18 protein-coding genes are annotated in these 13902 nt (G+C 62.6%); 12 read left to right on the top strand and 6 right to left on the bottom strand.

The window, feature by feature from the left end; genetic code table 11:
- Positions 1 to 1806 carry an ExeM/NucH family extracellular endonuclease gene (locus F3089_RS07815; protein WP_151440267.1) on the bottom strand — a complete coding sequence of 602 codons (1806 nt, stop codon included), beginning with the start codon at positions 1804 to 1806 and terminating at the stop codon, positions 1 to 3.
- 224 nt (positions 1807 to 2030) lie between these two features.
- Here F3089_RS07815 and F3089_RS07810 point away from each other — a divergent pair, with 224 nt between their 5' ends.
- Together F3089_RS07810 and F3089_RS07805 are read left to right on the top strand one after the other, a co-directional pair.
- Entirely contained in the window at positions 2031 to 2498 is a 468-nt protein-coding gene (locus F3089_RS07810; protein WP_151440265.1) for a MarR family transcriptional regulator, read from the top strand.
- A gap of 46 nt (positions 2499 to 2544) precedes the next feature.
- Positions 2545 to 3444 (top strand): L,D-transpeptidase family protein, encoded by a 900-nt coding sequence (locus tag F3089_RS07805; RefSeq protein WP_192497301.1) that lies wholly within the window; start codon positions 2545 to 2547, stop codon positions 3442 to 3444.
- On the opposite strand, the gene yfbR is transcribed toward F3089_RS07805, so the two are convergent.
- A complete protein-coding gene (gene yfbR, locus F3089_RS07800; protein ID WP_095616038.1) occupies positions 3423 to 4022 on the bottom strand; it encodes a 5'-deoxynucleotidase in 600 nt (199 codons plus the stop codon). The genes F3089_RS07805 and yfbR overlap by 22 nt on opposite strands.
- A 122-nt stretch (positions 4023 to 4144) precedes the next feature.
- Here yfbR and pdxH point away from each other — a divergent pair, with 122 nt between their 5' ends.
- The 7 genes from pdxH to F3089_RS07765 all read left to right on the top strand — a co-directional run bounded on the left by pdxH (position 4145) and on the right by F3089_RS07765 (position 7653).
- Positions 4145 to 4780, top strand: a complete 636-nt coding sequence (gene pdxH / locus F3089_RS07795) for a pyridoxamine 5'-phosphate oxidase (RefSeq protein WP_151440261.1) — start codon at positions 4145 to 4147, stop codon at positions 4778 to 4780.
- Positions 4753 to 5454, top strand: coding sequence for a 4'-phosphopantetheinyl transferase family protein (locus F3089_RS07790; RefSeq protein ID WP_225741709.1), 702 nt, complete (start codon positions 4753 to 4755; stop codon positions 5452 to 5454). The genes pdxH and F3089_RS07790 overlap by 28 nt, the downstream gene beginning before the upstream one ends.
- Entirely contained in the window at positions 5451 to 6059 is a 609-nt protein-coding gene (locus F3089_RS07785; RefSeq protein ID WP_151440259.1) for a DNA-3-methyladenine glycosylase I, read from the top strand. The genes F3089_RS07790 and F3089_RS07785 overlap by 4 nt, the downstream gene beginning before the upstream one ends.
- Complete coding sequence (locus tag F3089_RS07780) at positions 6056 to 6433, top strand: fluoride efflux transporter FluC (RefSeq protein ID WP_151440257.1); 378 nt, start codon at positions 6056 to 6058, stop codon at positions 6431 to 6433. Before F3089_RS07785 ends, F3089_RS07780 begins: the two co-directional genes overlap by 4 nt.
- On the top strand, positions 6430 to 6831 hold the full coding sequence (locus F3089_RS07775; protein WP_151440255.1) for a fluoride efflux transporter FluC: 402 nt from the start codon (positions 6430 to 6432) through the stop codon (positions 6829 to 6831). The genes F3089_RS07780 and F3089_RS07775 overlap by 4 nt, the downstream gene beginning before the upstream one ends.
- Before the next feature lie 73 nt (positions 6832 to 6904).
- Complete coding sequence (locus tag F3089_RS07770) at positions 6905 to 7204, top strand: DUF6482 family protein (protein ID WP_151440253.1); 300 nt, start codon at positions 6905 to 6907, stop codon at positions 7202 to 7204.
- Complete coding sequence (locus F3089_RS07765) at positions 7204 to 7653, top strand: DUF3429 domain-containing protein (protein ID WP_151440251.1); 450 nt, start codon at positions 7204 to 7206, stop codon at positions 7651 to 7653. Before F3089_RS07770 ends, F3089_RS07765 begins: the two co-directional genes overlap by 1 nt.
- Positions 7654 to 7662: 9 nt before the next feature.
- Here the strand turns inward: F3089_RS07765 and F3089_RS07760 are convergent, their stop codons facing one another.
- The 3 genes from F3089_RS07760 to ectA form a co-directional block, all read right to left on the bottom strand.
- On the bottom strand, positions 7663 to 8736 hold the full coding sequence (locus F3089_RS07760; RefSeq protein ID WP_202405549.1) for a sigma-70 family RNA polymerase sigma factor: 1074 nt from the start codon (positions 8734 to 8736) through the stop codon (positions 7663 to 7665).
- A gap of 163 nt (positions 8737 to 8899) precedes the next feature.
- Positions 8900 to 10336, bottom strand: coding sequence for an aspartate kinase (locus F3089_RS07755; protein WP_095616044.1), 1437 nt, complete (start codon positions 10334 to 10336; stop codon positions 8900 to 8902).
- A 93-nt stretch (positions 10337 to 10429) separates the two neighbouring features.
- Entirely contained in the window at positions 10430 to 10948 is a 519-nt protein-coding gene (ectA, locus tag F3089_RS07750) for a diaminobutyrate acetyltransferase (protein WP_151440249.1), read from the bottom strand.
- Positions 10949 to 11361: 413 nt separating this feature from the next.
- Between ectA and F3089_RS16225 the strand changes: the two genes are divergently transcribed.
- Positions 11362 to 11493: a hypothetical protein gene (locus F3089_RS16225; RefSeq protein ID WP_502707329.1), complete on the top strand. Its 132-nt coding sequence runs from the start codon at positions 11362 to 11364 to the stop codon at positions 11491 to 11493.
- A gap of 34 nt (positions 11494 to 11527) precedes the next feature.
- Here F3089_RS16225 and F3089_RS07740 read toward each other — a convergent pair whose 3' ends face one another.
- Positions 11528 to 11881 (bottom strand): cupredoxin domain-containing protein, encoded by a 354-nt coding sequence (locus F3089_RS07740; RefSeq protein WP_151440245.1) that lies wholly within the window; start codon positions 11879 to 11881, stop codon positions 11528 to 11530.
- A gap of 153 nt (positions 11882 to 12034) precedes the next feature.
- On the opposite strand from F3089_RS07740, the gene F3089_RS07735 reads away from it, so the two are divergent.
- Together F3089_RS07735 and F3089_RS07730 are read left to right on the top strand one after the other, a co-directional pair.
- Positions 12035 to 13012, top strand: a complete 978-nt coding sequence (locus F3089_RS07735) for a hypothetical protein (protein ID WP_151440243.1) — start codon at positions 12035 to 12037, stop codon at positions 13010 to 13012.
- Positions 13013 to 13458: 446 nt separating this feature from the next.
- Positions 13459 to 13794, top strand: coding sequence for a glutaredoxin family protein (locus F3089_RS07730; protein ID WP_192497300.1), 336 nt, complete (start codon positions 13459 to 13461; stop codon positions 13792 to 13794).
- Positions 13795 to 13902: the final 108 nt, after the last annotated feature.

The raw sequence follows: 13902 nt of genomic DNA, 5'->3' as shown, positions 1-13902 counted from the left end.
TCACTCGATACCAGGTCTCAGGTCCACCCAGGAGGGGTCATGGTCCGAGGCTCGCCAGGGTTCCTGCGCGGAGACGGTCAGCGACTCCGGCAACCCATTGCGTTCTTCCCTGCTGTAGTGGAGCAGCGGCGGTTCATCGGCATTGATAGGCTGGATGCCGGCCGCCTCCACGGTAACCTCTGATTCTCCTGCCAGTAGAATATAGTCCAGTGTTCCCGACTGTGCCCGGTAGATGTAACTGCTGGCCGGGTTTTCATGACGATCCAGAAGAATATTGCGGTATCCGGCCTGCTCCAGCAGCGACAGGGGGGTCTCCCGCGCATAGGCGTTGAGATCGCCCACCAGAACAACGTTTGGCGCTTCCATCGGTTCCCTGAGCTGCTCCAGCCACTGGAGCAGGCGGCGGGTTGCCGCATTCCGGTGGGCGCTCCAGCAGCCCTCACCATCCCCCTGCGCCGCGTTGCGGCCACTGGCTTCACCGCAGCGCTTGCTTTTGAAGTGGTTGACCACCACGAGAAACACAGCACCGGATGCGTGATGACGAAAGCGCTGGGCTACGGGCGGGCGACTGCCCTGGTTGAAGGGAGGCGAGCGCAGAACCTCCGGCTCGCCCACAGGCCCAACCCGTTCGCTGCGCCAGGCGAGGCCCACGGCGATGGCATCATCACCCGGCCGCCGCTGCGGGCGTGCATACTCCCAGCTGCCCTCAAGATCGGCCGTGAGGGAGGCGATGGCACTGCCTTCCCCGGTACCATCGTTCTCCAGCTCCACCAGCCCGATGATGTCCGCCGCCAGCCCATCCAGTGCCGTCACCAGGCGCTGGTGCTGGGCCTGCCACGCCGCCGCGGATTCCGCGCCACGGGCAGAGGGGAAACCGCCGCCCCTGCCATCACCGTTGAAATAGTTCTGCAGGTTGAAGCCCGCCACCCGGATGATGCCGTCCTCCGGCCGTTCGAGCGGCTCCGGTGGGGGATTCAGCGTCCGGACCGTCGGTGCCGTTGTGGGCTGGAGCCGCCAGTCGCCATAGCGGTAATCGAGAACCCCCTCCACATCCTTCAGCGCGTCCCCCACGCGCAGCCGCCGGTCGGCTTCGTAGTGACGCAGCACCCACTCCGGAAGGGCGGAGAACTGGCTACGGCTCCCGTCATCCAGCAGCAGGCTGCGTTCCTGGTTGCGCTCGGCCACCTGCCGTACCGCCTCACCGGGTTCCGCAACCTGGGTAGGCTGGAACAGGCGCCCGTCCGCCAGGGTGATCACGCCGTAACGCGCCAGCCCATAGAGTCCGGTAATGGTGGCCCCGTGCTCCAGGCGGATCCTCATCCCCTCGCGCGCCTCCTTCCCCTCGCTGTCCAAGGGAAGGGACAACGGCGCGGCTTCGGGCAGCCCCGGGTCGCCGCAACGGGCCTCGATGCGGGCCTCGGAAAGCTGGGTCATGCCGTGGTATTCCCCGGCTTCACCACGCACCCGAAGCCGCTCTCCCGGTGACACATCCGCTCCGGGCGCGTAAATGAACAGGCCTCGGGACGCCGGCCCCTGAGCGGACGCCCGCGTCTCCTGCTGGATGAAGTACCCACCCAGTTCCTCACGGGCGCTGAAATCCGCCGTGACAATGCCTTCCGTCAGCACGGTGCGACCGTCCAGTGGCGTGACCGCTGCCGTGCCCTGGATACGCTCCACCGCTGTAACCGCTCCGTGGCAGCCCGTTTCACCCGCCGCCGGCAATGGCCAGAACCAATAGCTGAGAGCGAACCAGAGCGCTATGGCCACTAACACCAGCCATACCGGCACCCACCTGAGGCTGTACATCGACGTGTTCCCTCCCGCTGTAACCTGTGGACAACCCCTATGGGTGAACCCAGCTCCCCACAGTAGACTAACAGAAGGTCGATCACGGATGCCGTTCAGGATTTTAGTCCTCCAAGGCACAATGATGCCGATCGGATGCTAAAATACCGCGTGCACAAATATGAGCAGGCAAATTAATGGATGGTAGGATGGCAGGCAGCCAGCCCAAGCGGAGTGCCGATAACATGAATAACCGTCAGTTCCCCTTCAGTGTCGCCCGCATTGCCCGTCGCTGGCGCAAGCTGCTCGACGAGCGTCTCAAGGATCTCGGTGTCACACAGGCACGCTGGAGCACCATGGTCGCCCTCCACCGTGGCGGCGAAGGGGTAACCCAGCGGGAGCTGGCGGAGTTGATGTCCATTGAGAACCCCACGCTGGTACGGCTGCTCGACAACCTGGAATCCCAGAAGCTGATTGAGCGTCGCCCCTGTGAGCAGGACCGCCGGGCCCGCCGGCTGCACCTGACCGACCGCGGTGAATCCTTCATCCAGAAGCTTGATGAACGGGCCGAAGGCCTCCGTGAGCAGCTGCTGAGTGGCATCAGTGACGACGAGCTGGCAACATGTCTTGATGTGTTTGAACGCATCCTGGCCAACGCCGAAGCCGCGAGTACGGATCAGCAGGATCTTGCTGTCACTGACGAATCGAAATAGTCTCCCCCGGACCCTTGGCGCACTCTGCCTGTGGGCGTTCACGATCGTGCCGCCCGCCAACGGGCAGGTTCATGAGTGGCAGCCCGGCGACACCATCATCGGCAAACCCACCTGGGTCACCACAGCCTACGAGGACACTTTCGCCGGCATCGGCGAGAACCGTGGTTTCGGTTTTCTCGAGATGGTGCGCGCCAATCCGGACGTGGACCCCTGGCTGCCCGGGGACGGCACCCGCATAAGGCTCCCTTCCCGCCGGATTCTGCCCTCGGGCCCCCACGAGGACATTGTCATCAATCTTGCCGAGTTCCGGCTCTATCATTTCCGGGACGACCAGGTGGTGACCTACCCGGTGGGCATTGGCAACTCCAGCACGCCCTCACCACTGACCCGGACCAGTGTGCGCATGCGCCTGGAATCCCCTGCCTGGTACCCACCCGAGTCCATCCAGGAGGAGGCTGCCGAGGAGGGCCGCAAACTGCCGGCAGAGATCCCGCCAGGCCCCTCCAACCCCCTCGGGCCCTTTGCCCTCCAGCTGGAGGAGGACGGCTACCTGATCCACGGCACCAACAAGCGCTTCGGGGTTGGCCAGCGGGTGAGTCACGGCTGCATCCGGATGTTCAATGACGACATCGAAGAACTGGTCTGGGCCACGCCCAAGGGCAGTGACGTGCGGATTGTTGACGAGCCCGTGAAGGCGGCCGTTCAGGGCAATACCATATGGCTGCAGGTTCACGGGCAGAAAGAAACCCTCAGTGAGGCGGACCGCGACCGGCTGTGGCGGCAAGCGGAAACAGCCCTGGAAGGGATCCGGAGGAATGAGCCCAGGGTTGAAATCTACCGCGGCCGGGTGGAGGACGCCGTTGAGCGGGCCAGCGGGCTTGCGGTCCGGGTCGGCATGGTTGTGGACAAGGCGCCGGGATGGCGCTACTGGCGCTCCAGCAGGTAGTCCAGGCTGGCGCCGTAGTCCGGGGCAAAGACTTCCAGGAAATACGCCACTTCAGGCAGCGCCTCGGCTTCCAGCCGCGAGCGGATCTGCCTGGCCGCCTGCTCGAACTCCCGGTTGCCCGCCCGCAGCTCCGCCTCGCACTTGAGCAGAGCGGCCAGCCGGTCCGCCGCCTTGATCAGCTCCGCCGTGCTGTCACTCCAGCTGCTTTCTTCCAGGTAGGGCGCCAGCGCCGGGCGCAGTGTCTCCGGCAGCAGGTCCAGCAGTTCCTTCTGGGCCCGGTGCTCAACGTCCGCAAAGGCCTCGCGCATGACGCTGGAGTAGTACTTCACCGGTGTCGGCATGTCACCGGTGATCACCTCCGAGGCATCGTGATAGAGAGCGGCCGCGGCAATGGCGTCGGCGTTGACGTTCCCGTCGTAGTGCGTGTTGCGGATGGTTGCCAGAGCGTGGGCCAGGACCGAGACCTCCCAGGAATGCGTGGCCACATCCTCCTCAATGGCGTTGCGCATCAGCCCCCAGCGTCGGATCCAGCGCAGGCGGCCAAGGTAGGCGAAGAAGGGACTGGTGCGGCGTGCCATGATCCGGTAACTCCATCAAGCGGTGGTCGTTCACGGCGCCATTATACGGCCATGAAGCTGGCACCGGGCAACGCCGGCGCGAACGTGTTAGTGTTCTGGCGACAACACTCAGGAGGTAAACCGTGGACATTGGCGACATGCGCCGCGATTTTGAAAGCGAGGGGCTGGAGCATGAGCAGCTGGACGACTGCCCCTTCCGCCAGTTCGAACACTGGTTCGCCCAGGCACAGGAGGCGGGCATCGAGGACGCCAATGCCCTGACACTGGCTACCGCGGATGCCCAGGGCTGGCCCACGGCCCGCACCGTTCTGCTCAAGTACTTCGATGCCGCCGGCTTCGTGTTCTACACCAACTACGGCAGCCGCAAGGCCAGGGCGTTGGAAGAGAATCCACGCGCGGCCATGCTTTTCCCCTGGGTGGTGCTCAACCGGCAGGTGACCATTGAGGGCGCTGTGGAGAAGGTGAGCCGGCAGGAGTCACTGAAGTACTTCACCTCGCGCCCCGAGGGCAGCCAGCTGGGTGCCTGGGTCTCCCATCAGAGCGCGGTGATCGAATCCCGCCAGGCGCTGGAGGCAAAGCTCCAGAGCATGAAGCAACGCTTCCGCCAGGGGCGAATCCCGCTGCCGGATTTCTGGGGTGGCTACCGGGTGATCCCCGAACGCATCGAGTTCTGGCAGGGCCGGCCCAGCCGGCTGCATGATCGTTTCGAGTATCGCCGGGAAGGTGATGGATGGCGGATCCAGCGTCTTCAGCCGTAGCGCCACCGCAGCTTTTCAGTGGGCCGCCCGGCAATGGTGAGCAAGTCTCGCTGAATGCCGCGGAAAAGGCTCGACTCGACGCCATGGCGGACGCCGGACGCCGGAGCACCTACGCGACGGCCCGCCTGCTATGGCGCCAGGGGGCCCGGCACTTCACCCGGACCCATGGACTGGCCTGCCCGGATTTCAGCCAGCTCCCGGCCGGCGGTGCCATCACCCCCGCTGATGCCGGCTTCAGGAGCAGCCTCTGCCACACCCAGACCCTGGTGCTGGCGGCATTCAACCCGGGGCCCATCGGGGTGGATGCCGAGCCGGTGGATCGCCAACCGCCCTGGCAGCCGCTCGCCCGGCGCTGGTTTGCGGGCTCTGAAATGGATTGGCTTCGGGCGCAGGACCAGCCTGAAGACGCCTTCCTGACGCTCTGGACCCTGAAGGAGGCCTGGATCAAGGCCACCGGGCGGGGCATTGCCGGCAACCTGCAGGCACTGGTGTTCGACCCTGAGCGCAACCGGGTTGTTCTTGACCGGCCGGGTCCAGCCTGGCGCATAGCCACCACCACGGTTCAGGGCCACCGGCTGTGCGTGGCCTGGCAGGGGCATGCAATGCCCGAATGGCGACATGACGGGGTAATCCGTGACGCGCACTGGCACTTACACAGGGTGGGTTCAGCATGAAGAATGTGACGGAACGCAGTGACGGGCGCTGCCCCTGGTGCGGCGATGCGCCGGATTACATCGAGTACCACGACCGGGTCTGGGGCCGTCCTGTAACGGACCGGAATGAGCTGTTCGAAAAACTCTGCCTGGATGGCCAGCAGGCCGGGCTGAGCTGGCTGACGATCCTGCGCAAGCAGTCAGGCTACCGGCAGCGGTTCGAGGCATTCCAGCCCGAGCGTCTGGCCGGCTGGGGCGAGCCGGAGATCGAGGTGGCTCTCTCGGACACCGGCATTGTCCGCAATCGCCGCAAGGTTGAGGCCATTGTCGGCAACGCCCGGGCACTTCTGGCCATGGAACAGGATGGCGAGGCCTTCAGTGCCTTCCTGTGGTCGTTCGTGAACCATCAGCCGATCATCAACGAATTCCATGATGTGCAGGAAATTCCGGATGAAACCGCGGAGTCCAGGGCCATGTCCCGGGCGCTGAAAAAACGGGGCTTCCGCTTCGTCGGCCCTACCATCTGCTATGCCTTCATGCAGGCGGTCGGCATGGTCAATGACCACCTCCTGGGGTGCCCGGTCCGGGAGGAAACCGTCGCCCAGAGCCGCGGGGTGGCGCTGTGATCACGGAATTCGTGGCCGTCGCGGCCGGCAGCGCGCTGGGCGGGCTCTGCCGCTTCCACCTGACGGGCTGGATTGACCGGCGCACCCACACGCCACTGTCCTTCGGCACCCTCGCGGTGAACACCCTTGGGGCCTTTCTCCTCGGGCTTCTGGCCGGCACGCTCGGGGGGACAGCAGACCAGCCCGTGGCTGCTGCCCTGGCCATGACGGGCTTCTGCGGGAGCTTCACAACCGTGTCTTCCTGGTCACTGCAGACGCTGACCCTGGCCCGCACGCACCGGGCCGGGACAGCGCTCGTGAACCTGGCCGCCACACTGGTGGCCGGGCTGGGGGCGGTCATTCTGGGACTGGCAATGACAGGAGGCGGGGCGTGAACCAAGGGATCACCAGCCTCTGGGTCGCACTGGGTACAGCACTGGGCGGGATTCTGCGCTACGGAGTTGATGGATTCATGGCCCCCGGGGCCACGTTCCCCTGGAGCACCCTTGTCGTGAATACCGTCGGCTCCCTTCTCATTGGCTGGGTTGCCGCGCGTGCCACCACGCCCTCATCACGGTTCGCGCACGCCGACATCCATGCTTTCCTGGTCCCGGGGGTCTGCGCCGGGTTCACCACATTCTCGGTATTCAGCCACGAGACCCTTATCCTGCTGCGCTCAGGCGCCGTAGCGGCGGGGATTGCCAACATGACGGTCACTGTCGTGCTGATGCTGGTCGCCGCCGCTGTGGGTCTGGCAGCAGGCCGGCGGAACATGACAGATCACACAGACTGAGGGCACGGGCAAACCAGATACCACCACGCCATCGTATCTCTCGATACACCACAGGGCATGATGGGACCCGGTTATGCGTATTCAGCTACCCGCTCTCCGCGACGCGGCACAACGTGTCGAGTACACCGAAATCCGTTCACTGGAAGGCCAGTTCTACATGATCCGTGTGCTGCTAGACGGTCAGCAGCGGGTTCTTTCGGACGACCATAACACCACCATGCTCCTTCCCAGCATCCCCGCCGCCAATGAACTGCTCGACGAGGCGGGCATTGCCACCCGGGAACTGGTCCATGATTCGGCCTACAACGAAATGGTCGGTCTGGATGAGGTGGGCATTGATCCTCTGCGCATCCCCACAGGGAGATACCGCTGATGCTTGCAATACGCCCGCTTGCATTCACCTTCGGTCTAGCGGGGCTGATCCCCTTCGTAGCCACGCTTGCCATCATGGTGTTTTCCACCCATCACGGCCCGCTGGGCACCCAGCTCTTCTACCTGTACAGCGCGGGGATACTGGCGTTCCTCAGCGGCGTCTACTGGCCTGTAAGCATGCAGATGGGGGAGCACAGCTATCCGCTGTCCCCCATCCACGCCATGTTCCTGAGTCAGGTGTTCTTCGTTTCCGCGGGGCTGACGCTGCTGCTGGACTGGCACTTACAGGCACTGATCTTCCCGGTCCTGTACATCCTTCTGTGCCTTGCGGACTGGTTTACCCTGCCCGGCTACTGGCCGCGCTGGTACCTCAATCTCCGGCTTATGCTGACAACGGGGGTGGTGGCGTGCCAGGCAGCGGCTGCCACCTGGCTCTACCTGGTGAACTGAAGCTGGGATTCAGTTGCCGGCCACATCCGCAAACAGGGCGGCATGCTCACGCAGCTTGCTGAGTGCGCCCTTTTCGATCTGGCGCACCCGCTCACGGCTGATGCCCAGCTCCTCGGAGATCACCTGAAGCGTTTCCGGCTCGTCCCGGTTGATCCCGAATCGCCGACCCAGGATATCCGCTTCGCGTTCACGCAGCAGGTGGAACAGATCCTTCAGCAGGCGCGCCTGATCCCGTTCCTCCAGAGGCGATTCCCCTTTGTTGCCGCTTTCATCGGCAAGGGTGTCGCCCAGTTCCAGATCCCCTTCACTGGAAATCGGCGTGGCGGTGGAGACCTCCGGACGGGCAAAGCCCAGCAGTTCATCCACGCGCTCCGGCGTGGTTCCGGCCGCCTCCGCCAGCTCATAGCGATCTGGCTGGGAACCGGTTTCGCGCTGGAGACGGGCCTCCACAGCCTGCAGGCGGCGGATCTCATCCACCACATGGTCGGGCGTACGCACCACACGGCGACCGCGCTTGATGGCCCGCTTGACCTCTTCGGAGATCCACCAGTAGGCGTAGGTGGAGAACTTGAAGCCACGGGTCGGATCAAAGCGCTCCACGGCCTTGATCAGGCCTAGGTTGGCCTCCTGGATCAGATCCGGCAAGGGCAGACCCCGGCCCTGCTGGCCCCGGGCGATGTACACCGCCAGCCGAAGGTTGCTCTGGATGAGTTCACGCCGCCACTTTCGCAGGTCCGCCAGATGCTGGCGTGCCTGCTCGCTGAGCGAACCGCTGTGAGCTTCCACCCGGGCAAGCACTTCCCGGATGGTGAGCGCTTCCAGTTCGGGTTCCGCGATTTCCGCGAGCAGACCGCGAAGGGTCTGTTCCAGTGACTGCCCCAGGTCGCGTTCCGCTTCCCTGCCGAGAAGCGAAAAGCGATGGGCATCCCGGAAATAGTGACCGACGACGGAAGCTGGCTCCTGATCGTCGAGCCCTTCCGGCTCGGCTGACGCCGGTTCCTTCCAGGTTTCCGTCGTATCGGCCCTGACGTCGTCAACCAGCTCACGGTCACGCTGTTCCATCGGGTTTAACAGCGTATCCATAGTATTCCCCTGGTTGATGGTTCTATCTGTATATACTGTATGCGGTCGTTTATGGATGACTCAATGCGCCCGCGAGTGTTACAGGGCGGAAGGGCGGGAGCCCCTGTCAGACAGGGGCTCTGAAGCAATAGCAGCGTCTCATCACAGCCATTGAGACAGCCAATCAGGCAGCAACAATGGCGTATTCGTGCTTATGGGGCTCAATCAGCTTACCGTGCAGGGTAGCGATGGCACGCTCGTAGTCACTTTCCTCCACCACAAACTGCATGTCCACCTGGCGCATGCACTGGTGCATGGCCAGCACCGGGATCTCCGCATCCTGCAGGGCGTTGACCGCCGTGGCCAGCAGTCCTGGCACCTGCATGTCACTGCCAATGGCCGACACCATCGCCACCTTGCGGGTGGAGATCTCCGCCGACGGAAAGACTTCTTCCAGCGCTTTCACCAGCCGCTTCACGTTGCGCAGCGAGGTATCCACATAATGCGTGATGGTGTTGGCGTTGGTGTCCTTGCTGATGAAGTGCACCTTGAAGCGCGACAGAATCTCCAGGAACTTGCGGTCCGCCCCGGGCTCGCCGAGCATGTCCTGGTCAAATACCTCGATACCAAAGACGTGCCGCATGCCGGCCACGATCTCAACCTGTGGCTTTTCGCTCACATAGTCGCGGGTGATCAGGGTACCGGTGTGTTCCGGTTCGAAGGTATTCTTCAGCCGCAACGGAATATCCGCCTGGCGCATGCCCTTGGCCGCGCGCGGGTGAATCGCTTCCATACCCAGGTTCGCGAGCTGGTCCGCCACGTCGTAGTTGGTGCGGCCCAACGGCACCACCTTTTCCGCATCCACGATCTTGGGGTCGGCGGAGCTGAGATGGTACTCCTTGTGGATCACCGCCTCCTTCGCTTCGGTCATGCACGCGATCCGGGAGAAGGTCATCTCGCTGTAGCCGCGGTCGAAGGTGCGCATCAGCCCTTCCTTGCACTGCGCGTAACCGGTCACGATCGCCAGCTCGCGGCTCAGGTCGATCTTGTCGAACGCCTGGGAGACCTTCTCATCCAGCGGCAGGGTTTCGGTATCACGCCAGCCCGTCAGGTCCACCAGCCGGGCGTTGTAGCCCTCATTCTGCAGCAGCAGCGTGGTGTTGAAGGCACTGTGGGCCTCACCGATGCCGGCGAGCATCTCGCGCACCGTCAGCAGATGGTCCTCCAGCTGGAAATGGCCGTAGGAGCACAGCCGCTGCAGGTCGAGCAGGCAGTTGCGCACACCCTCGATGCGCTCAGCGATGAACTGGTCGGCCTGCTGGCTCAGCAGCTCATCCCCAAACAGCTCCTCATTGATCTCGCACAGGTATTTGGAGAGTTTGGTGAGCTCATCCCCCCAGGCCCAGTCGGAGTCGGACTGGGAGAACAGGGCATAGACCCCTGCGTCGCCGCTCTTCTTGTGCTCCAGAAGCCGGTCCGTGACGCCGCCATAGGCGGAGACAACGAAGATGCGATTGTAGACATCGCCTTCCTCGCGGTTGGCGAGAATGATGTTGTCGCGAACGGCGGTATAATCCGACATGGACGTACCACCGATTTTTTCTACCGTATGTTCTGCCATAGTACCGTTCTTAGGTTGATTCTGACTTTGCGCCCCGGAACCGACCGGTTTTCCTGCCAACCAGTGTAGCCGGCACCGGAGCCGTATGCTGTTTCAGTGAGCGTTCACGTCGAAGGGCCCGATCCGGAACAGGATCTCGGAATCGTGCTGCCCACCGAAATGGGCCTCACTGTCAAAGAAAATGGAGTGCTGTGTCTCCGCGCCCAGATCCCGCGCAAAGGAACGGAACAGGCCCCAGGAGGCCTCGTTGTCCTCGGTGATGGTGGTGTCCATGAAGCAGACGTTGCGGCAGGCCGGGCGCTCCACAATGAAGCGCAGCATGCGCTTACCCAGCCCGGTGCCACGGGCTTTCTCATGCACCGCCACCTGCCAGACGAAAACGGTGTCCGGCTTCGTGGGTGGAATGTACGCGGAAATGAACCCCACCAGCTCGCCGTCAAGCTCGGCGGCCACGCCGGTCTCGGCAAAGTGGGAGCACTGGAGAAGGTTGCAGTAGATGGAATTGGGGTCGAGCGGCGGGCATTCGGCAATCAGCCGGTGTAACCGGTAGCCGTCTGTGTCCGTTGGTTGCCGGAGCTCGATTGCCTCCGCCCTGGAGGTCTCGCTGGTCATTCGGTCTGAGTTCACCCAACCATCGGAGCTGTGCCCGCTGTTCTGGCTGAGTGCCTTTGCCGTTGATTTTAGAGGCTTTTTCCAAGCCCTGTATGGGATAATACGTAGTCCATTATAAAGGCTGGCTGGTGAAAATGGAACCAGCCCGGTTTTTAGGGCGCTACAGCACTGTCCAGAATCCCATCATCTTGGCGTAACAGACCTACTTCTAAGACGTCCAGATCCGAAAGGCTGCCTGCGAGGAATCCGACCGGCAGTCACTGCCGCATCCCTTTGCCCATGCCTGCTACCCGGAGCACGGCATCCCCCTGATACTCTGGATTGCTCGGATCCACGGCGGAGATCTCCACGAGAGCCTCTGCACCAACGCCATGATCGGTGGCGATACCGTACACCGGGGTATGAGCCTGGGGATGCTGCTGGGGGCAATACAGCCTGTTGATGGATCACTCAGAAAGGGCCTGGTGCACCATGAGTCGATCAAGGCAGACATCAAAGGGTTTGTGGACATGGCGCTGTCCGGCCAGGGTCACCTGGCCGTCTGACACGCCCGGTAAGCCCCGGGCGTCATCGATGCAGCTACTTCACTTTGAGGGTGCCGGTCATGCCCGCCGCCGCGTGCCCGGCAACATCACAGATGAACTCATAGCTGCCGCTCTCCCCCACGGTGAACGTGATGGATTCGTTCTGATCCGCGCCGATCGTCTCCGTGCCCGCATTCAGTTCAGGCACTGTGAAGTTGTGCCCCATGGCGCCGGTGTTCTCGAAATTGACCGTAACTTCAGCTCCTGCAGGAACCTCGATGGTGGAAGGCTCGAACTGGAACCCGGGTTTCGCCTGGATGGTTACGTCCGCCGACTCCGCAGCCAGGGCGATTACAGGGAAGCCCAGAAGCAGGGCACTCAAATGCTTTCCAAACGTTCGTACTCTCATTAAGAAACCTCCTGATCATGAAACCGGATCGGGAATCTGGCATCCGGTACATGAACGACACTGTAATGAGGCTGGCGTTACTGTGTCCCAAAGCGGGGCAGCCGGGTTACCCCGGCGGCCAAGAGAGCAAAACCGCAGAGGAAGGTGACCATCATGAAGAGGACGACACTCATCACAACAACGCTGTCCGCCGCCATCATCGGCGGCTGCGCGAGCCAGCCGGACATCACAGGCGCCCTCGACGAACCGGAGGTCGTGGCCGTCAAACAGGACCCTGGAAAACTGGTCTACTGGGTCAAACCCGGCCCGCGCATCAATCTCAGCGAAGAAGTCTTCGGCACGCCGGACAACCCGAAACGTGGCGACGTGGAAGCCTATGTCGAAAAGACAGATCTCGGCCCCATCAAACAGTTGCTGCGGGATATGCCGGCGCTGGTGTCAGCCCCGGAAGAAGCACGAGAGACCAATGAAGCCGGCACCCGGTACACCGCCTTCAACCAGCCGGGCCCCTTCGGCAATAACGCCCAGCCCCTGCCCATGGCCGAGGGCAGCAATGGGTATCTTGAGGCGAGGATGGTCAACAATGTCGAGGTGGACCAGCCGGCAGGCCCCTTCAGTGCCGCCGATGAACTGGAACTGGAGACGGAATTCCACGACCCTGACGGCAACCACTACCGCATCGACATGCAGACGCTGGTCCAGCCGCCCATTCCCGGGTACGACACCGGCGGCGGTGTGGTGGTGGATACCGAACTCCACGGGACAACCGGTATCGGCACACCCCTGATGCCCAGAGAGTACACCCATGGTGCCTTCTGGGGCTTCGGTGACCTCTATGTGAATGGTGAGAAGCAGGGCACCTGGATGACGCACCTGATGACCACCGAAATCGTCCGCAAGAACGACTATTCGCTGGCCATTGACGAAGAGCTCCCGCTCCCCGCGGAAAAACGGCCCATCTCGTCACAGCCCCATCACACCCACCTGATCATGCTGCCGGTTGAGCCCTACAAGCCCATGCCGGTCCTTGGTCCGCTGCTGGGGCTGGGCCCGACGGCCCCACGACACGCCCCTGTGGAAACGGCCTATGAACTACCGAATGGCGAAACCCAGCCCTCCTCCGGGAAGTGATATACCGGACTTCCCGGGGAGGGGGTTATGGGAGCTGGACTTCCCTAATTCGGAGAGTCCTTATGCCAGGCTCCGCCGTAACAAAATCCACTGCCGGATGTCTTCGATGTATAACTCGTAATAAAAGCCCTCCATTGCTTTTACACCAACGACAAAGCACCCGGAGATCCCGCATGATGAACCGACGGACCATTATCGCGCCTTTCATGGGCTTGCTTATCGTCACCGCCCATGGCGCGCTGGCCGCGCAGACCGCTCTTTCAGTTATGGCGAGTTGATCGCAACCTATCAGTTCTGATGTCGCCAACAACAAGCACATGACGCAATCACGCAGGCCAAGAGACATCAAACGGGCGATCGGCTGGCGGGGAGCGAGCCTTTGCGGAGTAACATTGGAACTCTTCCTGTGTCGGTATCACTGGAGTCATACCAGAGGGAGGTCTCTCATGATCCTCCGAAATACGCTTTACATCTTCTTGTTCCTCATCATTGGGGCCGTCAGTACGGTGAGCATCGCGGAAACAGACCGGGAGGTGGTCATGTTCTCCATTGACTACTGCCCAAGCTGCGAAGCGGCGAAGCGCTTTTTCAACGAACACGGCATCGTCTACAGCGAGTACAACCTGAATGAATCCGCCAAGGCCAGGACCACATTTGAGCGTCTTGGTGGGCGGGGCACGCCACTGCTTTTTCTTGAGGGCAAGACCATGAACGGTTTTCACCCGCAGCGCTTCCGGCAGTTCTGGCGAAAGGCCACGGGCGAAGACCTTGAAACGAAATGAACCACACCGGAAGGTGGGATATGACTATTCCGGCCTGGGTTATGCAACTGACAGCTGTGGTACTGCTCGGCGGCACTGTGGCCTCACCGCCTGCTGGCGCCCGGACCC

Source organism: Halospina sp. K52047b, assembly GCF_008709855.1.
Classification (GTDB): Bacteria; Pseudomonadota; Gammaproteobacteria; order Pseudomonadales; family Oleiphilaceae; genus Halospina; species Halospina utahensis_B.
Note: the sequence above shows the minus strand (reverse complement) of the source record. Positions and strands in the feature narration are given on the sequence as shown.